Genomic DNA, 23,050 nt, shown 5'->3' on the forward strand with positions numbered 1-23,050 from the left:
GCCCATACCTGTCACTTGAACAAGGTTTCCGGAACTCCCGTTTCGTTTTCAGAAAAACTACCAAATTTGACAGCAAGAATAGGCAAAACAAACAGGTTAAGTATCATTGATGTCATGAGCCCTCCAAGAATGACAGCTGCCATAGGTCCTTCGATTTCCCGCCCAGGCGCATTCATATCAACAGCCAGAGGCGCCAGTCCAAGCGCCGTAACGAGCGATGTCATGAGTACGGGGACGACGCGGTCTCTGGCCCCCCGGAGCGCTGTTGTTACTCCCCATGTGAGATGTTCCCGCTCGACCAAAGTCTCAAAATGCGAAATCATCATCACCGAATTCCGAAGCGTAATCCCGAATAGAGTAACGAAGCCGACTGTTGCCCCAAGAGTTAGCGTTGTGCCGGAAACAATGATTGCCAGAATGCCGCCGACAAATGCGAAGGGAAGATTGACGAGTATCAGAGCGAGATTGCGCCATCCTTGTGTGATTATTGAGAGCAGAATCATGACCGCTATGGCAGCGAGCCCGGAATTTATAAACAGTTCCTTGCGTGATTGTGATTCAGCTTCCGCTGCGGATGTAAACTGAACGTAGGTTCCAAGAGGCAGTTTGATATTTTTTGCTATAGCCGTGCGTGCGTCCTGAACGAAAGATTGAGCTGATCGTCCTGTAACATTTGCGGTGACAGTCTGTGTTCTCTGTGCTCCCAGATGTGACACCTGATAGCGACCGTTCGTCTCATATATGTCTGCGACAGCGCGGAGTGGTACGTAGTTTCCGTGAACAGTATGCAGTGGCAGGAAGCCGACAGACGCAACATCATTACGACTTGCGTCATCAAGACGAACCATAACATTAAAAGCCGCAGAACGCTCGTATATCTGCCCCACGGTTTCACCCTGCCAGGCTGTATGGATGGATCGGAGTACATCCGCCGACCGAAGCCCCCAGCGCTCCAGATCAGCAGGGCGTAGCCGAATAGCAAGTTCCGGAACACCAGGGGGTGCTTCTATCCGGACATCTGTTGCGCCATGTATCTGATGCAACATGCGGACAATATTATTTGCCTGGATATCCAATACATCCAGATCATCGCCAATAATATTGATTGCCACAGCCGAAGACGAACCAGAAAGGGTTTCGTTTACGCGCATCGTCAAAAAACTACTGACAGAAAAACTGGCCCCAACGAACCCGTCAAGCGCTTTGCGAACGCGGGCATCAATCTGTCGGGAAGCCTTCCCATCCACCTGATTCAAATCAACCTCAAACTCGCTGGTATGTGGTCCATACGTGTCCTCATCCAGCGAGGCGCGTCCGACTCTCTGAGCAACCGAACGGATTTCGGGAAGCTGACGAAGTTTTTCTGTAACCTGTCTACCTAATTTCAGAGACTGTTCCAGGGAAGTCCCCGGAGCAGCCGTCATATGAATGATAAGGTGACCTTCCTTGAAATCAGGAATGAAATCGCTTTCAAGGAATGGAAGGGCCGCAAACCCTATCAAGGTGGTCAGGATCATCCCGCCTATAACAAATCGGGGATGGCGCATTAATCTGGCCAGAAGACGTTCATAAGCTCTGGCGGTCCATCCTGCCAGGGGGGGCTCTCTCCGGGTTTCTCCAGGCGTCGCCAAGAGCCATGCGCAGAGTGCAGGTACAACGGTTACAGCAGCGGCAAGAGAAGCCATGACCGCAAGAACATAAGCTGTTGCCAGTGGAGCAAACAGTCGTCCCGAAAGTCCGGGAAGGGCGATGACAGGCAAGAAAACGATAATGACAGCAAAGGTCGCGTAAACCACTGCACTGCGGACTTCAACGCATGCATCGAGTACGACGCGCGCTGTAGATGCGGGCTGGACCAGAAGCCGGTTTTCACGCAATCGGCGTGTAACATTTTCGACCCCGATCACGGCGTCATCCACGACCTCGCCGATGGCGATAGCAAGCCCCCCCAGGGTCATGGCATTCAAAGTAACCCCGAGTGTCTCCAGCAACGACAGGGCTATCAGAATAGCCAAAGGTATGGTGGCGCAACAGATTGCAGCGGTTCGCAGGTCAAAAAGGAAAAGAAAGATTACGGCAACCACCAGAAAACCGCCCAGAAGCAATGCTCGTGTGGCATTCCCCAATGCGGTCGTAATGAAATTGGCGGGTCGGAACAGGTCAGCATGCAATGTAATCCCCTGTCCCTGCAATTGCGGGCGGAAATCGGTAAGTGCCGCCTCGATTTCCCGGGTCACAGCCATCGTATTGGCACCGTACTGTTCCCATATATTAACCACAATGCCTGTCTTTCCCTCGATACTGGCCGCGCCGAAGGCGGGAATAGGGGCTTCAGTTACAGTGGCAATACTGCCCAGTGTGACAGCACCATTATCAGAGCGGACAATCACAGTGCGGGCCAGACTTTCTGGCGTCAGGGCCTGACCGTCAGACTGAAGAACGACTCTTTGGTTCGGGGTATCAATAAAGCCGGCCCCCTGTATGCCAGTTGCTTCCTGGGCAGCCGCAAGGACGTCATCAAGTCCGATATGATGCAAGATGAGTTGGTCTGGATGTACCTGTATCTGGAGTGACCGACGCTCCCCGCCAAACACACTGACTCCAGCCACACCAGGCAACGCCAGCAGACGCGGCCTTAATGACCAGTCAGTAAGCGTGCGCAACTGCATGAGGGACTGTTGTTCCGACGTCAGACCAATCACCAGTACCAGACCGGCGGATGAGGTCAGTGGCGTCATAGTCGGAGCATGAACACCGGCTGGCAATTGCTGTGCAACAACATTCATTTGTTCCCCGACCAGTTGCCGGGCGCGATAAATATCGGTCGATGTCGCAAACAGGACGTTGACGACTGACAGTCCCTGAATCGAAGTCGATTGCACGCGCTGAATACCCGGGAGGCCGGTCAGGGCAATTTCCATTGGGCGACTAACCAATGTTTCGACCTGTTCCGGCGTAAAACCAGCGGCTTCGGTCTGGATCGTGACCCGTGGCGGAATGAATTCCGGAAACACATCATAGCTGGCATGTCTCAAGCCATACAGGCCATAGAAGAACAACAGACATGCGGTTGCGATAACCACGCCCCGGAAGCGGATCGAAAACCCGATAATAGCTGCCTGAAGGCTGAAAGAACGTCCCGTCATCAGTCGTCATCGTCTCCTGATTCAAGCTGAGCTCGGAATTCTTCAGACAGAAGTAATTGCGTACCCTCTACGACGATTTGCGTTTCGTGTGTGATTTGTCCTGGAGTATCTTGGATCAGGTAGCCACCTTCTCGGTCCGGCACGTCGGTCGTAAGGGGTAGGCGTGTAAATTTTCCGTGTCCGTTATCACGGTATATCCACGACTTACCTTGCAGCCAGATAATAGCTGATGCAGGTATCCGGATACCGGGACGTTCCTCTTCGGTAGGCAGGAGAACGGAAACATTCATGCCCGCGACAAGCTGACTTTCAGCCGACGCAAAATAGAAAAAGCTACGCCCCTGAATAGCAGGATCGGTCATGGTTACAGGAGACAAATAGTGGAGCATTGTCCCGTGTCCACCCGTGTTTCCATAATCGGTCACATCCGCCTGACTTGGTGGGGTTGGTAGATCCGTATCTGGTGGAAGGGTCACCTTGACCAAGACCACTTGTTGTTGAAGTAACTGTGTAATGAAAATTGTATTTTTTTCGGTAGCGTCAGATATGACCGAACCAAATTGCTGTCTGATAATATTAAGTGCGTTATTCACCCGGACCTGTTCTGCTTTTACCATAGCTGAGTTGGACTGAAATCTGGCTGTTGTCTCCTGGAATTGTTCCTGAGAGATATTCTGCCGGTCGCGATACAGTCCTTTGTCACGATCGAGTTTCGCACGGGCAAGCGTCTGCTGTGCCTGCATGCTCTCCAGCCGCGCTTTCATGTCAGCATAATCACTAACAAGAGTGATAAGTTGTGTTGCGTTCAGAACGTAACCATAGGCGGGAACCAACTTTCTCCAAGGCACGATGCTGGGTCGTGCAGAAGCGATGCCACTCTTCGTAACTGCTTCCGGGGAGACCGTCACGGTCGCCTCTGCGCCAAGAACCGAAACTGGTGGATCATCATCATCTGCAATAGCAATGTCCGCCACGTTTAGAACTAGGAAGACAGAAAGACCTACAAGAGGCAGCCAGAAGGCCCTCGCTTTCATGGTGAGTTCCTTTGGTTATTTTCAAGCAGGCCGGAAACCTGCGCGGCACTGGTGTGATCAAAAATGGGCTGCTGCATGCCATCTTCGATCTGACCTATGGCTTGCCGTTGCTGAATTTCTGCTTCAAGAAGAGCGGTCTCTGCTTGAATCTGCTCTATATGAGTCATAACCATCGTTGGTCGGTCGATTGCGCCTGACTGAAGGCGGTGCTGCATCTGGTTCAGCCTTACCCGTACGGTTTTGGCAAGTTCATCCGCCTGTAGCAGAATTGATGTCGTGCCGCGGTAATTGGCCGTAGCCTGCGAGATGGACTTAAACACCGTGTTCTCTGCACGCCGGAGACGAGCCGCCGCCTCATGCTCCTGCCCAACAGCTTCAGCTATGGGGCCTTCGTTCTGATTGAAAATCGGAATTTGCAGAGAGGGATTTACCTCAAAGCGATTTGAAATATCCCAGTTATAGGCGGGACTGATGGTGACATCGGGATAGCGTCGGGAAACTTCGACCCGTAGAGCCTGTCGGGCGGCGTCATAAGACGCAAGAAGTTCCCGCAGATCCGCGCGTTGCATTACGGCTTGGTATCTCATGTCCTGTGAATCGCGGTATTCCATGAGGTCGGGACAGACATCAAATGCTTTTGTATCAAGAGCAATGGAATCAAGTGCTTCGGCAGGAACCCCGATTGCTCCTGCCAGAGCTGCCTTACGGACGGCATACTCGCGCCGCAGATCACTGACAGACAACTCGGCATGGATCATTTCCGTCCGTACCTGCGATATTTCGAGAGCGGATGCTCGCCCCTGATCAAAACGTGCCTGTTCCAGGGTAAAGAGTTCGCGTTTAGCTGCCGCAGTCTCTTCCACAAGCTTGAGGCGCCCGGATACAGCCCAGACGCCGAGAAGAGCAGACCGCGTGTCGCTGCGTAGTTTCCATGCAGTATTGATGACTTCCCATTGCGCGACGGCAGCCCGATATCTGGCTTCTTTGATACGGTGATAACGCCTGCCGAAAAATTCGATCAGTATTGACGCGCCGTAGCCGACGTAATGAGCCGATGGGCCACCCAGCACCGTGAAACTGGGATTGGGCAGTTGACCGGCTGTCTTGATTCCAGCGCGAGCCGTTTCCAGTTCAGCTTTAGCTACAAGGATATCGGGATGAAAATACAAGGTAGCAAGCGTCAGGCGAGTGATGCCCCATGCGTTTTCCTGACTCGATACGTTTGGTCCGAGAACTTTTGTAATGAATTCTTGCAATCCGGCATCCGTAAATTGACGGCTGGAAAATTTCTGGACATCTGATTCCGGCGAAATATTTGAGTGATCACTATTTGTACAGCCACAGAGCAGGGGAAAAATCAGGAGAATGAATGCCGCATTATAGCGTGTGCGTCTCCTTACCTGCTTAATATATTCTAGAGTATTATATGATTTATACATTGATATGTCGTGATATATCTGATTTGTTATCTGTTAGTTCTACTCTCGATTGTCGCATAATCTGCACACCTCCACTAATACCAAGCATCGCAAGGATGGCAGCTACCGCAATATCCGGCCACGCAGAACGAGTGCCAAACACGCCCAGAGCTGCCAGCACAACGGCAACATTTCCGATCGCATCATTACGAGAGCAGATCCATACAGAACGGCGGTTGGCATCACCTTTCCGGTGTGTCCATAATATGAGGGCACAGGCCAGATTGACCGCGAGGGCAAGCAGACCAATGCCGCCCATTGCGTCTGGGTGAGGCGGATGGTTGCTGTTCATTACTATCCACCCAGCATTGGCCATTACCCATAGCCCAGCCATGAACAGGGTCAGGCCTTTCAGAAAGGCCGCGCCAGCTCGCCATCGCAATGCCATTCCGGCAACACTGAGGCTTATTGCGTAGTTGGCGCTGTCGCCAAGGAAATCAATCGCGTCCGCCTGTACGGATGCAGATCCAACCGACACGCCAGCCCCAGCTTCAACGGCAAACATGCTGGCATTGAGAAAAAGCGCGATCAGGAGCGCTCTCCGCCATGATTTATTGATTGGTAGCGGCGTATCTGTGCATCCACCACAGCATCCTCCTGCCATCCAGCGCCTCCCTGACGAATCATCTGTTTTAATGTATGCTCCCTGTAGCAACTACAGGGTCAAGAGGCAGGGAATGCGATCGATTGGTGCCTTGGGGAAGGCGACGAATACCAAAGTCGAGACGATCCGCTATTACGAACGGATCGGTCTTCTGGCTCCGCCACAGCGGACCGATGGCAATTATCGCACTTATGATGATGAGGCACTCGCGAGACTGTCTTTTATTCGTCGATCTCGGGATCTGGGTTTTTCATTAGACCAGGTAAGAGCTCTATTATCCCTAACGGATCAGGGAACCCAGGATTGTAAGACAGTTGATAGAATTGCTCGTGACCATATGGCAGAAATTGAGCGCAAAATTGCGGATCTCATCGCATTGCGCCATGAACTTTCTACGATGATAGAATCATGCGGGGGAGGTAATATTTCAGAATGCCGAATTATTGAAGCACTTTCTCCGTTTGATAATTAGTTCTCCTGACTTTTTTCGCAGCCAGTCGATTCTGCATTTGACGGAAGATTACCCGAAATAGTTATACGGCCTCATCCTCACGTGTCAGAATCTGAAAAATCCTCATGGAAAATTCAAGGACTATACGTGCTCCCATGGTGGCAGTTTATGATCAGGCCAGTTCTGAAGCAGACATTCGGCTTCCCCCCCATTGCAGTCGTGATTTCCGGTAGGTGACGGGGACGCCGTGTTCCGGAATGAGGGGCCAGGTGTTTCTGCGGTTGGATGGGATCCCGCGTGGGAAGTGGTGATCAGAGGAAGAGGGTGGCTTCGCCTTCTGTGCCGAATAACCGGCATCAGAGGAGAGTTTTCCATGACTACAACCACCATCCTGCCCCCTGCGTTCCGTGGTGCGGCGTCCGGCGGCTTCCGGATCGATCCTTCGCGCGGGAAGCGTAGTGCCCGCGTCTCGTCCGAATGGTTCTCGCGCCCCGATGATGAGCGGTATCTCTCGCTGTCCGAGCTGCATGCCGCCACGCTGGCGCGTGCGGATCGGGCTACGGCCCGCACGGTAGAAAGCCGCGCCATCCGAGTGGAGGCGAGCCGCGACAATGCCGAGCGCCTGACCCTGACCGTGCCGGGGCAGAATGACCCGATTGCTCCCACACACTGGTCCTTTGGCCAGATGTGCAGCCTGGTTGGTGCCCCCTCGTCGTACCTGCGCAATCTTCCGGCTCCGCTGGCGGCAATCAACCTGCAGCACGGGTTGCTGTCGCACCGGGCCGAACTGGTCAAGACGCTGGAAACCGAGGACGGGCGCGTCGAACTGCGTGCTTTAACTGGTCCCGATTACGGTCGTATCTGGGACCATGAACTGGTGGGCGCGGTGCGCAAGATCGCCGGTGATGGCACCGGCGATACCAACTGGAAGGTGCCCGGTGTGATCGACTGGGCCACCATGACCCATAACCCCTATGTGGACATTACGAAGGAAACCACGACGCTCTACGCATCGGATCGCGATGTGTTCCTGTTTCTCGTCGACGATACACACCCGATTGAGGCGGGACGCCTGCCCAATGGTGAGCCCGATCTCTATTTCCGGGGTTTCTATGCATGGAATTCAGAAGTCGGCAGCAAGAGCCTCGGCATTGCGTCATTCTACCTGCGCGGAGTGTGTCAAAATCGTATGTTGTGGGGCGTCGAAAATTTCGAACAGATCACGATCCGGCATAGCAAGTTTGCAGCCTCACGCTTCGTGCATCAGGCGACACCGGCGCTACGGAACTTCGCCACAGCCAGCCCGGCCTCGTTCGTCTCGGGCATTCAGGCCTCGCGCAAGGCGCTGGTGGCGAAAACCGACGAGGACCGCGAAAGTTTCCTGCGTCGTCGCGGGTTCTCGAAGCCAGAGACAACGAAGATCATCGAAACCGTGCTGCATGAGGAAGGGCGCAAGCCGGAGAGCGTGTTCGATTTCGTGCAGGGGATCACGGCGCTGGCGCGGACAAAGGCCAATCAGGACACGCGGCTGGATCTGGAGGAGAAGGCCCGCAGGCTGATGGAGCGTGCGTCCTGAAAGACGACTGCACGCTTTTCCGTAAAGACGTTTTTACGAGCCCGGCCACTGCGCCGGGCTTTTTCGTTTCGGGAGTTTTTCCGATGGCTGATTTCTTCACGCATTTTTCCTGCGTTCTCGATGTGGGCACAGTGGACAATGCCGCAAAGGCGCTCGACCTCTACAATGCGTTCATGGACGAACTGGCGGCGGAAGATCCACCCTCTGACGGTTTTGTCCTATCGATCGTGCCCGAATATGGCGGCACGAAACTCTGGATGCACGATGAGACGATCGGAGATCCGCATCAGGTGGTGGAATTCGTGCTACGCTGTGCGCGAATATTCCGGTTGCGGGGCCGATGGGGATTCCAGTGGGCCAATACGGCCTCACGTCCCCGGATAGGCGCCTTCAGCGGCGGTGCGCATCTGCTTGACCTTGGCAGGCGCAAAACGATTTCATGGATGACCACCGATCGCTGGCTGGCGATCGCCCTGGACGGAGGCAATCCCGACACAGGAGGGCAGGGCGATGACCTTGCATGATGCAGGCGATCTCGCCCGTCGGCTGGCGGAGAACGCGGAGGCGGTGTGCCGGCAGTATCTGTCCGCCGGTCGCCGTCACGGCAATTACTGGCTGGTCGGTGACGTGCGCAATACGCCCGGCCAGTCGCTGTTCGTCCGGCTCCACGACACCGCCAACGGCAGGGCGGGAAAATGGACGGACGCTCAGTCGGGTGAGCATGGCGACCTGCTCGACGTGATCCGCGAAAGCCTCGGCCTGGTGGATTTCCGCGACGTGGCCGACGAGGCACGCGCCTTCCTCAGCCTGCCGCATCCTGACCCAGTGCCGCCGTCACAGGACCGACCTGCCCGTGAGCGTGCTTCCGCCAGTTCTTCCGAAGCGGCACGACGGCTCTGGGCCATGTCCGGGCCGATCATAGGCACATCCGTAGACGCGTATCTCCGTAGACGCGACATTACGCTTTTGCACGGAACCGAAGCCCTGCGCTTCCATCCGCGTTGCTTTTACCGCCCGGACGAGGACGGTCTGACCGAGACCTGGCCCGCCATGATCGCCGCTGTCACCGACCTCGACGGCACTCTGACCGGTGTGCATCGCACCTGGCTGGCGGCGGACGGCCGTGGCAAGGCACCGGTCGACCATCCGCGCCGTGCCTTGGGCGGGCTGCTCGGTCATGCCGTGCGCTTCGGGGTGGCATCCGACGTGCTCGCCGCCGGGGAAGGCATCGAGACGGTGCTTTCGCTGCGGCAGGTTCTGCCCGATCTGCCATTGGCCGCCTGCCTGTCTTCGGCACATCTCGCTGCCCTGATCTTTCCGCCGCTGCTACGCCGTCTCTACGTCCTGCGCGACGACGATCCGGCCGGGGATCAGGCGCTGGCGACGCTGCACGCCCGCGCGGGTGACGCCGGGATCGAACTGATCGGCCTGTCGCCACGGCTGGGCGATTTCAATGATGATCTCCGTGCGCTGGGACGCGGCGCGCTGCGGGCGATCCTGCATCCGCAACTCGCGCCAGCGGACGTGGCACGCTTTCTGGAGGCCGCCGATACCTGAGCGGGCCGGAAAGAGGAGTGGGGGGGCCGTCTTCTGTCGGCGGGCCTGTCCTGCCTCCCGTCCGGCAGGTCCGCGCCCCGGCCTTTCAAGTGGGGAGCGGGCGTCAGCCGGGCCGGGCCTTCAATGGCGTGAGCCGGCTATTTTCCGTCGCGCCCTGTGGGGGCGCTTTACATCGCGAGGCAAAATAGCCGGCCCCCTGCCATCCTTCGCTGTGCTGCGGCCGCGCGCCAGCGCGCGGTTCCGGCCCGTCCCTGGTCTGCCGCTGTCCGCCCCCGGAAAGGCCGCGAAGGGCGCAGCCGGAGACCTGGGAGGACAGCCTCATGACCCGCATGACCGACGATTTCGAACCGCCGCACGCCGCTTCATCCACCGCGCATGTGCTGACCGAACTCCAGATGTATGGCTACCGTCCCTTCGCGGACGAGCCGGACCCCAGGCCGCTACCCGAAGCGCAGCGCATCGGGGGTGCTGTGGCCGACATCTTCGACGCCATCGCTGCGACGCTGACCGACACACGGCTGGAAGCCGATCTCGAAGCATTGCTCTGGTCCACCGTGAACATCTTCCACCGCATGGTCGGCCAGGTTGAGCGTGAGCTTGACCGCAACGAGCAGGCGCAGAAACGGAGCCAGCAGGAACAGGATGGCAGCGAGATCCGCTCGGTGGAACTGGAGCGGCTGATCGCCGAAGGGCTGACCCTGATCGAGCGCCGCAACGCCTACGAGATCTTCCGCGACGAGGCGCAGGAGCAGTTCGAGCGCCTGACCCTGAGCGCGTGGCGTCCGAAGGCCGGCTCGCTGGTGTCACGTCGCACCATGACGGCCTCCATGATCGACAGCCGCGATTTCCTCAACGCCCGACGCCGCGCCGAGGGCGAGTTGCTGGTCCCGCCCGGCCCCAAGGTGGTCGTGACCGGGGGCCTGGACTTCGACGACCATATCCTGATCTGGGACCGGCTGGATAAGGTGCGGGCCAAGCATCCCGACATGGTGCTGCTCCACGGTGGCTCGCCCAAAGGTGCTGAGTTCATTGCCTCACGTTGGGCCGATCACCGCGATATCGTGCAGATCGCCTTCAAGCCGGACTGGACCAGGCATGCCAAGGCGGCGCCCTTCCGTCGTAACGATGCGCTGCTCGACACTATGCCGATCGGCGTCATCGTCTTCCCCGGTTCAGGCATCCAGGAAAATCTGGCCGACAAGGCAAAGCGGCTCGGTATCCCGGTCCTGCGGTTCGGAGGCGGCGCGTGAGCGCTCTCTCCTTCCCCGCAAGCCAGCGTCTCAGGCAAGAACCTCAAGACCGTGCTTCTGAATGACGCTCAACAGCTTGAGCGCCATCCCGCTCGGCCGTTTGGCGCCGCTCTCCCACTTCTCGACCGTGCTTTCGCTCGTGTTCAGATACCGCGCGAAGACCGGCTGGCTGACATTGTTCGCCTCGCGGAGACGCTTGATCTCGATCGGCTCGATCGCAGGGGGCACCACCAGATGGCGCGTGTCAAAATCACGCATCGTCGCCTTGTCGAGCGCGCCGACCTTGTGCAGCATTACCGCCCCGGAATGAATGGCCTCGGAAATGTCGCTCCGGAAGCTATTTTTTCTCTTCATCGCCATGGCATATCTCCGTCAGGTCTCGATCCTTCAAAAGCCGTTCGACCTGTTCCCCGGTCAGCACGGCATAGGCTTTGGCGAGGGTCCGGAAGTCTTCCAGTTCATCGCTATCGATATTGTCCCGGTCCTTCTTCGCGAACAGATAGGCGTAGATCCAGTATCGACCGCCTTTCGCAAGAATAATGCTGCGATGCAGGTTCTTGTTCAGGCGCTTCTTGAAGACACCACCACCCAGATCGACGGCCTGACCCTTCATGACCTCCCGGATCGCTTTGCAGAGTTCATCGTCTTTGATGCGAGCTTTCCGGGCCGCCCTGGCGAACCAGGCGGTCTTGAATGCCCGCTGGGATGGCTCGGCATTGGTCATGACCTCCTATGTAGCACCAGGTGCTATGGATCGCAAGGTTCTTCGCAACGCCACCGGATCACGGGGGAAGGCAATAACGCTCGACCTGATTGACCGCAACGTCCGCATACCAGCGATAGATTTCGATGATATCGTCACCGGCGGGACGTAAGCCGCGCGGATTTTCGTTCCGGTCACCGTATCATCTGCGCTATAATGCGGGTTGCGCCGTGGTGGTGGTGGCAGGCGCGACCGTCCGACATTGTCGGTTGCACGGAGACCGCCGCCATGTTCATCCTTGCTCCCTTCCTGCTCGTCGCCGGCATTGGCTTCCTGTGCTGGTTGTTCTTTACCGTGGCAGTCTTCGCCCTGCCCTGCGCCATGGGTCTGATGGCCGGGTTCTGGGCGTATGGTGCGGGTGCTGGTGTTGTCGGCGGGATCATCGTCGGTTTCGTCGCGGGCGCTGCAACCTTCGTTATTGGCCAGGTCGCCTTCGCCTTGGTGCCGTGGATGTGGCTCAAGCTGCTGATCGTCCTGCTCTATACGGTGCCCGCCATTATCATGGGCTACAGCACGACACATGGGATCGCCCAGATGCTGATGCCGTCTCCGGCGTGGCAGCTCTTTTTCTCCATCATCGGCGCGATCGCGGTGGGCGTCACCGCTTTCATCCGCTTTACAACCGTGGCCCCACCCGGACCGTCCGGCGGCAATATCGCGCGGGTCTGACACCGCTCTGGCAACCGGCGAGGCAGGACAGGATCGGGGGCTTTCGCATCTGGCCGCCTCGCTGTCAGGAGGGTATGGCAGGAGCGATCGATGAGGCCCTGATTGCAGCATATTGGCTGAAGGTGCTCTTTCCCTGGAGCGTGGACGTCCAGCGCTTCCTGTCAGCATCGGCCGGTGGAATCCCGGAAGGCAGGGCGTGTCCGTGCGAAACGCAGTCCCGGAACGGGGCGTGTGCAGGGTCGGAAGCAGGGCATGACGATGCCTTCCCCTTCCTGGCCGACACTTGCGTGGGGCGCGGGTGGCCATAGTCTCCGTGATGTGTGCTCTGTCGGGCCGCGCACGCATGCCGCCTCTCAAGATGGCTGATCTAGCCGAAGGTCGGCTGCGCCTCGATCGGCCATGGCGCAACAGCGGTCCATAATTTTCTTCCCCTGACGGCTGCGCCGTCATTCCTCGCGAAACAAGAAAATTCCGTCCCGCCGTCCTCCGCTGCGCTTCGGTCCCTACGGGATGCGCCGCCGCTCGCCTCCGTCTGTCCGATCGCCATCGAGGCCGCAATGGTGCGGGCTCGGTAACAGAGATCACGGAGCAGTATCATGGCTACCATCGGCACCTTCAAGAAAGTCGGCAACGGATATAACGGCGAGATCGTCACCCTCTCGCTCCAGACCCCCAACGTCCGCATCGCCCCCGAGACCACGCGCCTGAACGAAAATGCCCCCAGCCACCGCGTCTTCGTCGGCCGGGTCGAGATCGGAGCGGCCTGGTCCCGGCGCTCCAACGAGGGGCGCGACTATCTGAGCCTCAAGCTCGACGATCCGAGCTTCAACGCCCCGATCTTCGCCAACCTCTTCGATGACGAGGACGGCGAGGGCTACAGCCTGATCTGGTCCCGCCCCAACGGCCGCCGCAACGGCGACTGAGGTGCCAGCGATCCCCCGCCCGGCCGGTCCGGGTGGGGCCTTCGCATGACCGATCGCGAACCGGCGGGTGGGCGCACCAGTCGCGCCGCGCCCAATCTGCCAATGTGTGGGCAAGAAAGGGGAACAGGGCTTCCCTCAGCCTTCCCATTGTACCATGCCCGGCGTGAACCGCCTCAAGGACGCGCGGTCCCCCCAATTTTGCCCGGCGCACCCTACGGGCACACCAGACAAAATCGGCTCCCCCGCGCGCCGCTGGGGCGGTCGCCTGCGGCGATCCTTGACCCGATTCACGCGCGCATGAGGCGACGGCCTGTCTTCGAAAAACGAAAGGAGCAGGACGATGACCACGCTACACGACCAGATCCAGATGCTGCGCGCCGAACTGACCAGCTTTCACCTCAGCCGTCGTGAGCGGGCCAAAATCGAGCGTGAACTGAACCAGGTATGCGCGCAATTCGCAGCAAAATGCCACGACGGGGAGGCCTCCGCGTAAGCGGGGGTCTTTTCGTCTGGTCGCCCGTACCGACGGCGGACCCCACTGACGGTCCTATCAGAAGCAGGACGCCGGTGTTTCCTCACTATCCAACTGAAAGAACGATATTGAATCTCCATTATACGACTATTATAGTCGTATTTCTGGTGTGCATGCCCTGCATGTCGGATGTGATCATGGATGATCACTGGCCGACAGGTAAGGGCGGCACGGGCACTCCTGAACTGGACACAGGAACGGCTCGCTGAAAAAGCCCTCGTAGCATTGACCGCGCTCAAGCGCCTTGAATCCGAGCGTGGCCTTGGTGTCCATGAGGGCACGATCGACCAGGTCCGCCGCGCGCTGGAAGCAGCGGGCATCCTGTTCATCGAGTCCGGGCAAGGGCGTGGTGTCATGTTTCTTCACGAGACTTCCGATCCACAGACGCGACAGGATGCGGGCCGTCGCAGACGCGCGCCGTCCTGATCGGCCTGGCCGCGCAGCCTTCCCACTCGGCCCCGCGTTGTTTTTTGCGTCAGCGCGGAACCGTCGAACGGTCGTCATTCCACGAATTTGTTATCGAACCGATCCAACAGCGCTATCACGAGGGATCGTCATGACCCACCCATCCTTCCAGGATCACCCGCCTCTGACGGCGCGTGTGAACGCCTATGACGAGCAGCATCTCGACCTTTATCTCCGCCTCCTGATCGCCGACGAGGAAGGTGCCGACTGGCGCGAAGTCGTTGCGGTGCTGTTCAAAATCGATCCTGTCTGTGAACCCGTGCGCGCCAGGGCTGTTTACGACAACCATCTTGCACGGGCGCGCTGGATGACCAAAGCCGGCTACCGGCATTTGCTGGAGCCGCGCCTGCAATAGCCGGGCTTCGCCGGCCCACGCGCTGGTCCCCCACGGCACTCTCCCCAATAGAAAATCAGGGTCTATGCGCTCGCGGTTCCGATCCGGCTAATTGAGGCTGCCCCCTTGCCGTATGAGGGGCCAGACAGGGAGGTCACCATGCCGACATCCTTCTGGCGTTCACAGGAAATACGCGACCGTATCAGCACTCTGGACCGTTCCGGTTTCGCCGTCGAGTTCCTGCGCCGCAACGCGACGTACCGTCGCGAGTATGCCCGCCTGCAACGACGCATCGCCCGCCGGGCAACGGACGCCGCCGCAGAGCGCGCGGCGTTCGCCGAACGCTGGGGGTTGGGCTTTTGTCCATGCTCCCGATGAACCCGCCCGCCGCGGCCGCATGGTCTGGAGGCCCGAGGTCTCCCCGGCCACGCTGATTCTCACGCCGGCACCCTCGGGTTTCGCGACGGTGACCCCGATCGAACCCGCCATGCTGGGGAATATCCTGGCCCGTCACGACGATGCGGATGGCGGGTGGCTTACGATCGGCGACGCGGTTGGCGATCTCTTTCTTCGGCTTCTGGACCCTTCGGCCTTGCAACGCCCCGCCGTGCTGCTGCCGCTGGACGCTGCCGGCGAGCTTCGTCTCGACGTGGCGTTGCGCTTTTTCCGGCATCTGCGTGGCAGCCGCGTTGCCCTGCTTCCACGCGCGCTCCAGCTCACGCCGCTCCAGCGTGCGCGGCAGATTCAGCTTCTGATCGCCTTCGACATTCAGGAAATTGGTGGCGGCCCACGTGAGGTCGCCATAGCCGCCGGCCGTTCATGGCAGGCGATTTTACCTTCCATCGAGTGGAAGAACACTGCGGCGCGGCGCTTTGCGGATCGCCTGATTCAGGACGCAGAGAACCGGGTAAACGGCGGTTACCTGGATTTCTTACACGGCAAATAGCATCAGCCGTTTTTCGCTCTCCTGCGCTGTTTCCCTCCATTTTTTCGACGCTGGCCTGCGCCCGGCTGCGCACGGTAACTCTTGCGCGCGTCATGGTCCGCCGAAGGTGGACACTGAGTCTGAAAAATCTTCGTCCACCCCCAACGCCTGCTTTCTTCGCCACCGTCATCCCGATCCGCCGCGACTTCGCCGCGACGCTTCAAAACCGGACGGAGGCATATCATGCTCAACAGACCCACGCCCTCACCGGCGCGCTATCTGCGCACCCATGAGGCTGCGCAAATTCTCGGACTTTCGCCGCGCACACTGGAAAAATATCGCTGCCACGGTACAGGACCGACGTTCCGCAAGCTTGGTGGTCGCGTCGTCTATCTGATCGATGACCTCGACGTATGGGCAGCCGCCGGTGCGTGCAAATCCACCTCCGACCCGAATTATGACGCGGCGCGTGCCGCCGGGCATGACCCACGATGAATGCCGCGCCGGGTATTCCGCGTTCCAGGCGCGCAAGCGAACGCAACAGGCTCGACCCGTTCGTGGTCTCCGGCGGGGATGCCAGCCCGCGCGATCAGCGCGACCTGATGGAGCGACCGTTCTTCTCGCTCGCGAAGACAAAGCGCACGGTGCCGATCTTCTATGAAGCCGGTGACGTCCGTGTCGAAGTCTTCGGCATGCCCGACCATGGCATGGCGACGATCTGGGACGCCGATGTGCTGATCTGGGCCGCCAGCCAGATCGTCGAGGCGGAAAATCTTGGTCTTACGACATCGCGCTTCCTGCGCTTCACGCCCTATCAGCTTCTGAGCAGTATCGGGCGTCAGACGGGAGCGCGGGATTATGGGCTACTCAAGGCGGCACTGACCCGGCTCCAGTCCACCGTGGTCGCCACTACGATCCGCAACGGCCAGAACTGGCGCCGTCAGCAGTTCTCCTGGATCACCGAATGGGAGATCTGTGCCAGCCAGACGGGCCGCGCCGCTGGTGTCGAGATCGTCATTCCCGAATGGTTCTATCGCGGCGTGATCGACCGCTCGCTCGTGCTTGCCATCGACCCGGCCTATTTCCGCCTCACCGGCGGCATCGAACGCTGGCTCTATCGCATCGCCCGCAAGCATGCTGGCCGCCAGCGTGCGGGCTGGACCTTCGAGATCGCCCATCTGCATGCGAAATCCGGCAGCCTGGTGCGTGTCTCGGATTTCGCCATCCAGATCCGGCATATCGCCGCCCGCCAGTCGTTGCCCGGCTATCGCCTGGGCATCGAGCGCGACGGCGCGCGCGAATTGCTCCGCATCCTGCCGGCCGACTTATCCACAATTCCTGTGGATAACCATGTGAATGGTATCGGGATTTCACACGCAACCCTTATCGGGACATCACACGCAGGACTATCGGGACTTCGCACGCACGAATCGCAGCTAAGTCTTTGGCCTGAAACGGCGATTCCGGCCCTTAACTTATCTAACTTAGAATCTAACTCTTATGTTGATGGGGCGGGCCGCCTTGCGGATAACGGCCCTGGTCCCTCCGTTTCCGGCCCAAAAGCACGCGGAGACGGGCCATGATCGTGGCCCTCCTCAACCAGAAGGGCGGCGTCGGCAAGACGACGCTGGCGCTGCATCTCGCGGGCCAATGGGCTCGGGAAGGCCGGCGCGTGACGGTCATCGATGCCGACCCGCAGGGCTCGGCGCTGGACTGGTCGGCGCAGCGCGCACGGGAGGGACTGCCCCGCCTGTTCGGCGTGATCGGCCTGGCGCGCGACACGCTGCATCACGAGGCGCCGGAACTGGCTCAGGGGGTGGATCACGTCGTCATCGACGGTCCGCCTCGGGTGGCGGCGCTGCTGCGCTCCGCCCTGCTGGCGGCCGATCTGGTGCTGATCCCGGTGCAGCCTTCGCCGTTCGACGGCTGGGCCTCGGCCGAAATGCTGCGGCTGCTGGCGGAAGCGCGGCTCTTCCGTCCCGGTCTGCTGGCCCGTTTCGTGCTGAACCGCTGCGCCGCGCGCACGGTGATCGCCCGCGAAACCCGGCTGGCGCTGGTGGGGCATGAGCCGGCGGCGCTGGCAGCGCGGATCGGCCAGCGGGTCGCGTTCGCCGACATGGCGCGCACCGGCCGCTTGGTCTGCGACTTGCGCCCGCAGGGGATTGCCGCCCGCGAAATCGCCGCACTGACAGCCGAGATTGGGGGGCTGGTGTCATGACCCTGCTGACCGGCGACAGCGCGCTCCTGATGCCCTGGCACGGCCCCTACGACATGATCCTGGTCGATCCCCCCTATGGCGATACGTCGCTCGCATGGGACCGGCGCATAGCGGATTGGCCCGGCAAGGCGCTCGCTGCCCTGAAACCCAGCGGCTCGCTCTGGGTTTTCGGCTCCCTGCGGAGTTTCCTTGCATCCAACGCGGCATTTCGGAATGCGGGCTGGAAATATGCCCAGGAACTGGTCTGGGAGAAGCAGAACGGTTCCAGCTTCCATGCCGATCGGTTCCGGCGCGTGCATGAACTGATCGTCCAGTTCTATCGCGACGATACGCCCTGGCGCGCCGTCTACAACGTGGTTCCGACCACGTCCGACGCACGGGCACGCACGGTACGACGGAAACACCGGCCGCCCCACATGGGTCGGATCGATGCCGGTCGTTACGTCAGCGAGGACGGTGGCCCGCGCCTGATGCGCTCCGTGATTCCGGTCCGTAATACGCATGGCCGGGCCATCCACCCGACCGAGAAGCCGGTGGCGTTGCTGGAGATCCTGATCCGCACGAGCTGCCCACCGGGTGGCCTGGTGGGCGACTGGTTCGCCGGCTCGGGGGCTGCTGGCGTCGCCTGTCGGCTCGCCGGTCGGCGCTATGTCGGCTGCGAGATCGATCCTGTCATGGCGCAGAAAGCGCGCGACCGTATCGCGTCCGTGCTGCCGCTCGGCGAGGGAATATCGCCATGACAGAGCGTCGCACGCTACCCGGCTTCGCGTCGCGCCCCGCCGACCCGGAACGCTGGGTCAAGGCGCCGGACAAGCCTGCGGCTGCCAACCACTTCACCGCCCGGCTGACCATCGACGTCACGCCGGCGCTGCGCGCCCGCATCAAGGTCGCGGCGTTCCAGCGCGGCATGACCGTCGCCGACATGCTGCGCGCGCTGCTCGCCCGTGAGTTCCCTGACAATCCCGGAGACGTGCCATGAACGGACGATTTTCTACGCCGCCGCATCGCCGCGCGGCGTCGCTGACCCATGTCGAACTGACCTGGATCGAGAAGCGTATCGAGCACTGGTTGCGCTTCGGCCACCGCGTTGACGAACAGATCCTTGATGGTCGCCGCCGCATTTCCAGTTTCGCGCCGGGCAGCATCTTCGCCTTCGTTCGCTGGGCGTCGAACGATCTGGGAGCCACGGTCTCCCGCGTGGACATCGTACGGGCGGTGGAGGCAGGAAGCCCGTTCCAGACCCTCCCGTTTGTGCGTCCCGGTGGCGAAATCCTGCTGCGTGTCGATAGCTGGCCGAGGGTCGAGCGCGTACTCCGGGCGATCGACGTTATTGACGCGCTGGGCATCGACCCGGCGGATGCCGCACCCGAATACTGGCGGCATCTCCACCATCGCATCAGTGCCGGACATGAGCCCCGCAGCTACACGCGTGAGCAGCAGTCAGCATGGCTCAAGCGACGGCAGGTGACGTCATGACCCGGCGTGGCTGGTTCTTCGCCACCTATTTCGCGGTGCTCGGCGTGGGCATTTCACTGGCCGTGCATCCTATGCCCCGGCTGATCTGGAATGAGACGGCGAGCGTGCCAATCGGACTTTATCGGCTGCACACGGACCTTTCGCCGCATGTCGGCGATCTGGTCGCTGTCCGTCTGCCCGAGCGCGCGGCGACGCTGCTGGCGACGCGCGGCTACCTCCCTCTCGGTGTGCCCCTGCTCAAACCTGTAGCGGCCATCGCAGGGCAGTCCGTTTGCCGTACCGGACAACGCATCACCATCGACGGAAAATTCGCTGGCGACGCGCAATCCGTCGATCACCGTGGCCGCCCGCTGCCCGTCTGGCAGGGCTGCCAACACCTCGATCCCGGCCAGGTCTTCGTCATGAACCCGGCCGAACCACGCAGTCTCGACGGTCGATATTTCGGCGTGCTGTCCCTCTCCACCGTCATCGGCCGTGCCACCCCGGTCTGGCGTCCATCCGGGAGCGGCCAGGCCGTCGCCTCATCCTCCAATCCATCCTCGAAAGGACAATAAGATGGCACAGATCGGTCTTTTCACCCGCACCAAAACCGGCTTTGCCGGGCGCATCCGCACCCTCACCGTGACGCAGGATCTTATCCTCATTCCGGCCGATTTTTCTGATGCCGAACATGCTCCGGATTATCGCGTCCATCTCACCGACGCGGACGGCCCGGAGGTCGGCGCAGGCTGGAAACGCACCGGCGAGAGGGCTGGTGAATACATCGCCGTAGCCCTCGACGATCCCGCCTTCACGCAGCCGATCCGGGCCAATCTCTTCCGCACCGCCGACGACCGCGCGGTCTGGGTGCTGAACTGGACGCGCCCGTCAAAGCGCGCCGAACGGGGAGATTGAGACGATGCGACGCGCCTTCTTCCTCGCTGTCGGCATCACCGCGATCGGCGTATTGGCTGCTGCCGACCAGACACGGGCTGCGTCGGTTTCGACACTCGCCGGCACCGATCCTTTTGCTGCCCAGATCGCTGAAGCAGTCCGCCGTTTCGACGTTCCGACCGCCTGGATAAGGGCGGTGATGCGTGCTGAGAGCGGCGGCGACACCAGCGCGATTTCGTCAAAAGGCGCGGTCGGACTCATGCAGATCATGCCCACGACCTGGGCCAACCTGCGTGTCCGTTACGGGCTGGGAAGTGATCCATTCGATGTGCATGACAACATTCTCGCGGGTGCTGCGTACCTGCGCGAGATGCACGATCGCTACGGCTCACCGGGATTTCTCGCAGCCTATAATGCCGGACCGGGACGCTACGAGGACTTCCGCGATCGGCATCGCCCGTTGCCGCCCGAAACACTCGCCTATGTCGCCGGTCTTCTGCCTCTTCTCGGCCAGAACGGTGACACAATACCGCTTCTGGCGGTGCATCCCGATCCCCTGGCATGGAGGCGCGCGCCGATCTTTATCGCACTCGCGAACGATGCGTCTGCCAACATCACCGCACGCGATCTGTCGCCTATTGCACCGCACTCCGCTGGCCTGTTCGTGACGGTTTCTGACAGGGAGCCGGCACCATGACCATGCCGAATCCGCCTCTGCTTACCGCCCATTCGCAGCCGGTCGCAGGTCAGCGCATCATCGTGGTCTGGCGTGGTCCAGCGTTTCTCATGAGGGATCGTAGCAGGGATCAGGGGGCGCACTGGGTCTGGGCAAAGAAGAGGCGAGATAAAAGGGCGCACATTGCGCCTCGGTTGGGGTGTTGGTTTTCCAGCGTTTTTACCTTTCCTACACAATGTTTCTCTCTCTCCTCCAATGTTTTCCGACCCTACTTTTCCTTGTTGCACCGGCCTTTTTCGCACATTCGGGGCGCCAATGGCCCGCGAGAATGATTTCCAGCCCCGTCTGGGCCGCATCCGCTCGCCGCGCGCCCAGCGGCTCAAGCCCTTCGTCGCCCAGGCCCTCGCCTCGGCCCAGCGTGCCGGAGGCGGTGGGTTCCGATCGGGCCGCAGCGGCGGCGGTTCCCGCTCGTCCTTCGGGCGTGGCCGCGTCGCAGCAGCCAGGGCCAATCGTCTGCTGACCAGCCGTGCCCGCCGCGTGACCGTCAAGGCCCGTGTCGTGCGCCACAGCGGGCGCAAGGCGCCACTCGCCGCCCATCTGCGTTACCTGCGCCGGGAAGGGGTCACGAAGGACGGCGAAAAGGCGCGGCTCTTCGGTCCTGGCATCGACGATGCTGACCCGAAGGCGTTCGCCGAGCGCTGCGAGGACGACCGTCACCATTTCCGTTTCATCGTCTCACCCGAGGACGCGCCCGACATGGCCGACCTCAAGGGCTATGCCCGCGAGCTGGTCGGGCAGATGGAGAAAGACCTCGGCACAAAACTGGACTGGGTGGGGGTGGACCACTGGAACACCCAGCACCCCCATGTCCATATCCTCGTGCGCGGCGTGGCCGAAGATGGCAGCGATCTCGTGATCTCCCGCGATTACATCCGCGAGGGCCTGCGCGCCCGCGCCCAGGATCTGGTGACGCAGGAACTCGGGCCGCGCAATGACGTCGAAATTCACCGCGCACTCGAACGCCAGGTCGATGCCGAGCACTGGACCCAGCTTGACCGGCAACTTGCCCGCGACGCGGGCCGCAACGGCATCATCGACATGGCGCCAGCGCCGGATCGGCAGCCTGATCCGTTCGAGGCCCTGAAGGTCGGGCGCCTGCGCAGCCTGGAAGGGCTTGGCCTCGCCCATCAGGTCGGTCAGGGACAATGGATGCTGGATGAATCCGCCGAGGTGACGCTCCGCGAACTCGGGGAGCGCGGCGACATCATCAAGCGTATCCACCGCTCCCTGACCGAGCGCGGCATCGAGCGGAGCGCGTCGAGCTATGTGCTGGGGGGTGAAAGCCTTGATGTTCCCGTCATCGGCAGGCTGGTCGATCGCGGGCTGGACGATGAACTGAAAGGCACTGCCTACGCCGTCATCGACGGGGTGGATGGCCGCACGCATCATATCCGCTTTCCCGATCTCGATGCGACCGGTGATGGCAGCATGGGATCGGTTGTGGAGCTTCGCGCCTTCGATGACAGGAAAGGGCAGCGTCGCGTTGCTCTGGCTGTTCGTTCTGACCTGTCGATTGAGGATCAGGTGACGGCGCGAGGGGCCACCTGGCTCGACCGGCAAGCAGTGGCGCGCGATCCCGCGGCGCTAGGCCAGAGTGGCTTCGGTGCCGAAGTGCGCGAGGCGATGGAGCGGCGGACCGAGCAACTGATTGAGCAGGGTCTTGCCGAACGTCGGACGCAGGGGGTGGTCCTTGCGCGCAACCTGATCGGGAAACTCAGGGACCGCGAGGTCCGGGAAGTCGGAGAGCAGCTCGCCGGCGAGACAGGCCGGGCGTTCAGCCAGTCGGCCTCGGGTGAGTATGTCACCGGCACGTATCGTCAACGCATGACGTTGGCCTCCGGCCGCTATGCGATGATCGATGATGGGCTCCAGTTCCAGCTTGTACCATGGACTCCGTCGCTGGAGAAGCAGCGGGGCCAGCACGTCTCCGGCGTCGCACGCGACGATGGCGGGATCGACTGGAGCTTCACCCGGAACCGGGGGCTCGGACTGTAGTCGTCGTAGCGATAAGGACAGTTAAATTCCCCTGGATTGAAGATA

At 60.5% G+C, this 23,050-nt stretch carries 31 protein-coding genes; 24 read left to right on the plus strand and 7 right to left on the minus strand.

The window, feature by feature from the left end; genetic code table 11:
* Window positions 1–11: 11 nt before the first annotated feature.
* From GVI59_RS11010 to GVI59_RS11025, 4 genes are read right to left on the minus strand one after another with little or no spacing between them, the layout of a single operon-like run.
* The gene (locus tag GVI59_RS11010) at window positions 12–3,146 is read right to left on the minus strand and encodes an efflux RND transporter permease subunit (protein WP_019092215.1); all 3,135 of its coding nucleotides are present in this window, start codon (window positions 3,144–3,146) and stop codon (window positions 12–14) included.
* A complete protein-coding gene (locus GVI59_RS11015) occupies window positions 3,146–4,180 on the minus strand; it encodes an efflux RND transporter periplasmic adaptor subunit (RefSeq protein WP_011251445.1) in 1,035 nt (344 codons plus the stop codon). Before GVI59_RS11015 ends, GVI59_RS11010 begins: the two co-directional genes overlap by 1 nt.
* Window positions 4,177–5,619, minus strand: a complete 1,443-nt coding sequence (locus tag GVI59_RS11020; RefSeq protein ID WP_019088956.1) for a TolC family protein — start codon at window positions 5,617–5,619, stop codon at window positions 4,177–4,179. The genes GVI59_RS11015 and GVI59_RS11020 overlap by 4 nt, the downstream gene beginning before the upstream one ends.
* Entirely contained in the window at window positions 5,612–6,262 is a 651-nt protein-coding gene (locus GVI59_RS11025) for a cation transporter (RefSeq protein WP_010516881.1), read from the minus strand. The genes GVI59_RS11020 and GVI59_RS11025 overlap by 8 nt, the downstream gene beginning before the upstream one ends.
* Before the next feature lie 73 nt (window positions 6,263–6,335).
* Here GVI59_RS11025 and GVI59_RS11030 point away from each other — a divergent pair, with 73 nt between their 5' ends.
* The 5 genes from GVI59_RS11030 to GVI59_RS11050 all read left to right on the plus strand — a co-directional run bounded on the left by GVI59_RS11030 (window position 6,336) and on the right by GVI59_RS11050 (window position 11,096).
* Window positions 6,336–6,734, plus strand: coding sequence for a MerR family transcriptional regulator (locus GVI59_RS11030; protein WP_003618791.1), 399 nt, complete (start codon window positions 6,336–6,338; stop codon window positions 6,732–6,734).
* A gap of 352 nt (window positions 6,735–7,086) precedes the next feature.
* Window positions 7,087–8,289: a hypothetical protein gene (locus tag GVI59_RS11035; RefSeq protein ID WP_029604267.1), complete on the plus strand. Its 1,203-nt coding sequence runs from the start codon at window positions 7,087–7,089 to the stop codon at window positions 8,287–8,289.
* A gap of 83 nt (window positions 8,290–8,372) precedes the next feature.
* Complete coding sequence (locus GVI59_RS11040; RefSeq protein WP_010517766.1) at window positions 8,373–8,813, plus strand: hypothetical protein; 441 nt, start codon at window positions 8,373–8,375, stop codon at window positions 8,811–8,813.
* On the plus strand, window positions 8,800–9,846 hold the full coding sequence (locus GVI59_RS11045; RefSeq protein WP_029604266.1) for a DUF7146 domain-containing protein: 1,047 nt from the start codon (window positions 8,800–8,802) through the stop codon (window positions 9,844–9,846). The genes GVI59_RS11040 and GVI59_RS11045 overlap by 14 nt, the downstream gene beginning before the upstream one ends.
* Before the next feature lie 320 nt (window positions 9,847–10,166).
* A complete protein-coding gene (locus GVI59_RS11050; RefSeq protein WP_010517762.1) occupies window positions 10,167–11,096 on the plus strand; it encodes a DUF2493 domain-containing protein in 930 nt (309 codons plus the stop codon).
* Window positions 11,097–11,126: 30 nt separating this feature from the next.
* On the opposite strand, the gene GVI59_RS11055 is transcribed toward GVI59_RS11050, so the two are convergent.
* Together GVI59_RS11055 and GVI59_RS11060 are read right to left on the minus strand one after the other, a co-directional pair.
* Complete coding sequence (locus tag GVI59_RS11055; protein WP_018308131.1) at window positions 11,127–11,456, minus strand: helix-turn-helix domain-containing protein; 330 nt, start codon at window positions 11,454–11,456, stop codon at window positions 11,127–11,129.
* Window positions 11,434–11,820: a type II toxin-antitoxin system RelE/ParE family toxin gene (locus tag GVI59_RS11060; RefSeq protein ID WP_010517758.1), complete on the minus strand. Its 387-nt coding sequence runs from the start codon at window positions 11,818–11,820 to the stop codon at window positions 11,434–11,436. The genes GVI59_RS11055 and GVI59_RS11060 overlap by 23 nt, the downstream gene beginning before the upstream one ends.
* Here GVI59_RS11060 and GVI59_RS11065 point away from each other — a divergent pair.
* From GVI59_RS11065 to GVI59_RS11075, 3 genes are all read left to right on the plus strand, one after another.
* Window positions 11,819–11,971, plus strand: coding sequence for a hypothetical protein (locus GVI59_RS11065; protein ID WP_010668868.1), 153 nt, complete (start codon window positions 11,819–11,821; stop codon window positions 11,969–11,971). The two genes, GVI59_RS11060 and GVI59_RS11065, sit on opposite strands and share 2 nt — an antisense overlap.
* Before the next feature lie 116 nt (window positions 11,972–12,087).
* Entirely contained in the window at window positions 12,088–12,528 is a 441-nt protein-coding gene (locus GVI59_RS11070) for a hypothetical protein (protein ID WP_010517753.1), read from the plus strand.
* 174 nt (window positions 12,529–12,702) lie between these two features.
* Entirely contained in the window at window positions 12,703–12,894 is a 192-nt protein-coding gene (locus tag GVI59_RS11075; protein ID WP_173574328.1) for a hypothetical protein, read from the plus strand.
* 1 nt (window position 12,895) lies between these two features.
* Here the strand turns inward: GVI59_RS11075 and GVI59_RS11080 are convergent, their stop codons facing one another.
* A complete protein-coding gene (locus tag GVI59_RS11080; protein ID WP_010517748.1) occupies window positions 12,896–13,126 on the minus strand; it encodes a hypothetical protein in 231 nt (76 codons plus the stop codon).
* Between GVI59_RS11080 and GVI59_RS11085 the strand changes: the two genes are divergently transcribed.
* The 16 genes from GVI59_RS11085 (at window position 13,125) to GVI59_RS11160 (ending at window position 23,005) form a co-directional block, all read left to right on the plus strand.
* On the plus strand, window positions 13,125–13,451 hold the full coding sequence (locus GVI59_RS11085) for a DUF736 domain-containing protein (protein WP_018308129.1): 327 nt from the start codon (window positions 13,125–13,127) through the stop codon (window positions 13,449–13,451). The two genes, GVI59_RS11080 and GVI59_RS11085, sit on opposite strands and share 2 nt — an antisense overlap.
* A 340-nt stretch (window positions 13,452–13,791) precedes the next feature.
* Window positions 13,792–13,944, plus strand: coding sequence for a hypothetical protein (locus GVI59_RS11090; RefSeq protein ID WP_010518334.1), 153 nt, complete (start codon window positions 13,792–13,794; stop codon window positions 13,942–13,944).
* Window positions 13,945–14,124: 180 nt separating this feature from the next.
* On the plus strand, window positions 14,125–14,409 hold the full coding sequence (locus tag GVI59_RS11095) for a helix-turn-helix domain-containing protein (protein ID WP_018308128.1): 285 nt from the start codon (window positions 14,125–14,127) through the stop codon (window positions 14,407–14,409).
* 130 nt (window positions 14,410–14,539) lie between these two features.
* Entirely contained in the window at window positions 14,540–14,803 is a 264-nt protein-coding gene (locus GVI59_RS11100) for a DNA -binding domain-containing protein (protein WP_010518332.1), read from the plus strand.
* A 138-nt stretch (window positions 14,804–14,941) separates the two neighbouring features.
* Window positions 14,942–15,160, plus strand: a complete 219-nt coding sequence (locus GVI59_RS11105) for a transcriptional regulator domain-containing protein (protein WP_010518331.1) — start codon at window positions 14,942–14,944, stop codon at window positions 15,158–15,160.
* Between the two features lie 19 nt (window positions 15,161–15,179).
* The gene (locus tag GVI59_RS11110) at window positions 15,180–15,728 is read left to right on the plus strand and encodes a DUF2285 domain-containing protein (protein ID WP_018308127.1); all 549 of its coding nucleotides are present in this window, start codon (window positions 15,180–15,182) and stop codon (window positions 15,726–15,728) included.
* A 222-nt stretch (window positions 15,729–15,950) separates the two neighbouring features.
* Window positions 15,951–16,202, plus strand: coding sequence for a helix-turn-helix transcriptional regulator (locus GVI59_RS11115; RefSeq protein ID WP_010668883.1), 252 nt, complete (start codon window positions 15,951–15,953; stop codon window positions 16,200–16,202).
* On the plus strand, window positions 16,199–17,290 hold the full coding sequence (locus tag GVI59_RS11120; protein WP_018308126.1) for a replication initiator protein A: 1,092 nt from the start codon (window positions 16,199–16,201) through the stop codon (window positions 17,288–17,290). The genes GVI59_RS11115 and GVI59_RS11120 overlap by 4 nt, the downstream gene beginning before the upstream one ends.
* Window positions 17,287–17,925, plus strand: coding sequence for a ParA family partition ATPase (parA, locus tag GVI59_RS11125; RefSeq protein ID WP_018308125.1), 639 nt, complete (start codon window positions 17,287–17,289; stop codon window positions 17,923–17,925). The genes GVI59_RS11120 and parA overlap by 4 nt, the downstream gene beginning before the upstream one ends.
* Window positions 17,922–18,665 carry a DNA-methyltransferase gene (locus GVI59_RS11130; protein ID WP_018308124.1) on the plus strand — a complete coding sequence of 248 codons (744 nt, stop codon included), beginning with the start codon at window positions 17,922–17,924 and terminating at the stop codon, window positions 18,663–18,665. The genes parA and GVI59_RS11130 overlap by 4 nt, the downstream gene beginning before the upstream one ends.
* Complete coding sequence (locus tag GVI59_RS11135) at window positions 18,662–18,904, plus strand: ribbon-helix-helix protein (RefSeq protein WP_018308123.1); 243 nt, start codon at window positions 18,662–18,664, stop codon at window positions 18,902–18,904. The genes GVI59_RS11130 and GVI59_RS11135 overlap by 4 nt, the downstream gene beginning before the upstream one ends.
* The gene (locus GVI59_RS11140; protein ID WP_146893096.1) at window positions 18,901–19,401 is read left to right on the plus strand and encodes a DUF2840 domain-containing protein; all 501 of its coding nucleotides are present in this window, start codon (window positions 18,901–18,903) and stop codon (window positions 19,399–19,401) included. Before GVI59_RS11135 ends, GVI59_RS11140 begins: the two co-directional genes overlap by 4 nt.
* A complete protein-coding gene (locus GVI59_RS11145) occupies window positions 19,398–19,955 on the plus strand; it encodes a S26 family signal peptidase (RefSeq protein WP_010666222.1) in 558 nt (185 codons plus the stop codon). The genes GVI59_RS11140 and GVI59_RS11145 overlap by 4 nt, the downstream gene beginning before the upstream one ends.
* Before the next feature lies 1 nt (window position 19,956).
* The gene (locus tag GVI59_RS11150; protein ID WP_010666221.1) at window positions 19,957–20,295 is read left to right on the plus strand and encodes a DUF736 domain-containing protein; all 339 of its coding nucleotides are present in this window, start codon (window positions 19,957–19,959) and stop codon (window positions 20,293–20,295) included.
* A 4-nt stretch (window positions 20,296–20,299) separates the two neighbouring features.
* Window positions 20,300–20,971, plus strand: coding sequence for a lytic transglycosylase domain-containing protein (locus tag GVI59_RS11155; RefSeq protein WP_010666220.1), 672 nt, complete (start codon window positions 20,300–20,302; stop codon window positions 20,969–20,971).
* Window positions 20,972–21,265: 294 nt separating this feature from the next.
* The gene (locus tag GVI59_RS11160) at window positions 21,266–23,005 is read left to right on the plus strand and encodes a relaxase/mobilization nuclease domain-containing protein (protein WP_010666219.1); all 1,740 of its coding nucleotides are present in this window, start codon (window positions 21,266–21,268) and stop codon (window positions 23,003–23,005) included.
* Window positions 23,006–23,050: the final 45 nt, after the last annotated feature.

Source organism: Acetobacter sicerae, from assembly GCF_011516765.1.
GTDB classification, from domain to species: Bacteria; Pseudomonadota; Alphaproteobacteria; order Acetobacterales; family Acetobacteraceae; genus Acetobacter; species Acetobacter sicerae.

What these genes read in the sequence shown, in the direction of transcription:
- GVI59_RS11010 (WP_019092215.1), bottom strand. Translation starts at nt 3,146, where the DNA reads ATGACGGGACGTTCTTTCAGCCTTCAGGCAGCTATTATCGGGTTTTCG.
- GVI59_RS11015 (WP_011251445.1), bottom strand. Translation starts at nt 4,180, where the DNA reads ATGAAAGCGAGGGCCTTCTGGCTGCCTCTTGTAGGTCTTTCTGTCTTC.
- GVI59_RS11020 (WP_019088956.1), bottom strand. Translation starts at nt 5,619, where the DNA reads ATGTATAAATCATATAATACTCTAGAATATATTAAGCAGGTAAGGAGA.
- GVI59_RS11025 (WP_010516881.1), bottom strand. Translation starts at nt 6,262, where the DNA reads ATGGCAGGAGGATGCTGTGGTGGATGCACAGATACGCCGCTACCAATC.
- GVI59_RS11030 (WP_003618791.1), top strand. Translation starts at nt 6,336, where the DNA reads ATGCGATCGATTGGTGCCTTGGGGAAGGCGACGAATACCAAAGTCGAG.
- GVI59_RS11035 (WP_029604267.1), top strand. Translation starts at nt 7,087, where the DNA reads ATGACTACAACCACCATCCTGCCCCCTGCGTTCCGTGGTGCGGCGTCC.
- GVI59_RS11040 (WP_010517766.1), top strand. Translation starts at nt 8,373, where the DNA reads ATGGCTGATTTCTTCACGCATTTTTCCTGCGTTCTCGATGTGGGCACA.
- GVI59_RS11045 (WP_029604266.1), top strand. Translation starts at nt 8,800, where the DNA reads ATGACCTTGCATGATGCAGGCGATCTCGCCCGTCGGCTGGCGGAGAAC.
- GVI59_RS11050 (WP_010517762.1), top strand. Translation starts at nt 10,167, where the DNA reads ATGACCCGCATGACCGACGATTTCGAACCGCCGCACGCCGCTTCATCC.
- GVI59_RS11055 (WP_018308131.1), bottom strand. Translation starts at nt 11,456, where the DNA reads ATGGCGATGAAGAGAAAAAATAGCTTCCGGAGCGACATTTCCGAGGCC.
- GVI59_RS11065 (WP_010668868.1), top strand. Translation starts at nt 11,819, where the DNA reads ATGACCTCCTATGTAGCACCAGGTGCTATGGATCGCAAGGTTCTTCGC.
- GVI59_RS11060 (WP_010517758.1), bottom strand. Translation starts at nt 11,820, where the DNA reads ATGACCAATGCCGAGCCATCCCAGCGGGCATTCAAGACCGCCTGGTTC.
- GVI59_RS11070 (WP_010517753.1), top strand. Translation starts at nt 12,088, where the DNA reads ATGTTCATCCTTGCTCCCTTCCTGCTCGTCGCCGGCATTGGCTTCCTG.
- GVI59_RS11085 (WP_018308129.1), top strand. Translation starts at nt 13,125, where the DNA reads ATGGCTACCATCGGCACCTTCAAGAAAGTCGGCAACGGATATAACGGC.
- GVI59_RS11080 (WP_010517748.1), bottom strand. Translation starts at nt 13,126, where the DNA reads ATGATACTGCTCCGTGATCTCTGTTACCGAGCCCGCACCATTGCGGCC.
- GVI59_RS11090 (WP_010518334.1), top strand. Translation starts at nt 13,792, where the DNA reads ATGACCACGCTACACGACCAGATCCAGATGCTGCGCGCCGAACTGACC.
- GVI59_RS11095 (WP_018308128.1), top strand. Translation starts at nt 14,125, where the DNA reads ATGATCACTGGCCGACAGGTAAGGGCGGCACGGGCACTCCTGAACTGG.
- GVI59_RS11100 (WP_010518332.1), top strand. Translation starts at nt 14,540, where the DNA reads ATGACCCACCCATCCTTCCAGGATCACCCGCCTCTGACGGCGCGTGTG.
- GVI59_RS11105 (WP_010518331.1), top strand. Translation starts at nt 14,942, where the DNA reads ATGCCGACATCCTTCTGGCGTTCACAGGAAATACGCGACCGTATCAGC.
- GVI59_RS11110 (WP_018308127.1), top strand. Translation starts at nt 15,180, where the DNA reads ATGGTCTGGAGGCCCGAGGTCTCCCCGGCCACGCTGATTCTCACGCCG.
- GVI59_RS11115 (WP_010668883.1), top strand. Translation starts at nt 15,951, where the DNA reads ATGCTCAACAGACCCACGCCCTCACCGGCGCGCTATCTGCGCACCCAT.
- GVI59_RS11120 (WP_018308126.1), top strand. Translation starts at nt 16,199, where the DNA reads ATGAATGCCGCGCCGGGTATTCCGCGTTCCAGGCGCGCAAGCGAACGC.
- parA (WP_018308125.1), top strand. Translation starts at nt 17,287, where the DNA reads ATGATCGTGGCCCTCCTCAACCAGAAGGGCGGCGTCGGCAAGACGACG.
- GVI59_RS11130 (WP_018308124.1), top strand. Translation starts at nt 17,922, where the DNA reads ATGACCCTGCTGACCGGCGACAGCGCGCTCCTGATGCCCTGGCACGGC.
- GVI59_RS11135 (WP_018308123.1), top strand. Translation starts at nt 18,662, where the DNA reads ATGACAGAGCGTCGCACGCTACCCGGCTTCGCGTCGCGCCCCGCCGAC.
- GVI59_RS11140 (WP_146893096.1), top strand. Translation starts at nt 18,901, where the DNA reads ATGAACGGACGATTTTCTACGCCGCCGCATCGCCGCGCGGCGTCGCTG.
- GVI59_RS11145 (WP_010666222.1), top strand. Translation starts at nt 19,398, where the DNA reads ATGACCCGGCGTGGCTGGTTCTTCGCCACCTATTTCGCGGTGCTCGGC.
- GVI59_RS11150 (WP_010666221.1), top strand. Translation starts at nt 19,957, where the DNA reads ATGGCACAGATCGGTCTTTTCACCCGCACCAAAACCGGCTTTGCCGGG.
- GVI59_RS11155 (WP_010666220.1), top strand. Translation starts at nt 20,300, where the DNA reads ATGCGACGCGCCTTCTTCCTCGCTGTCGGCATCACCGCGATCGGCGTA.
- GVI59_RS11160 (WP_010666219.1), top strand. Translation starts at nt 21,266, where the DNA reads ATGGCCCGCGAGAATGATTTCCAGCCCCGTCTGGGCCGCATCCGCTCG.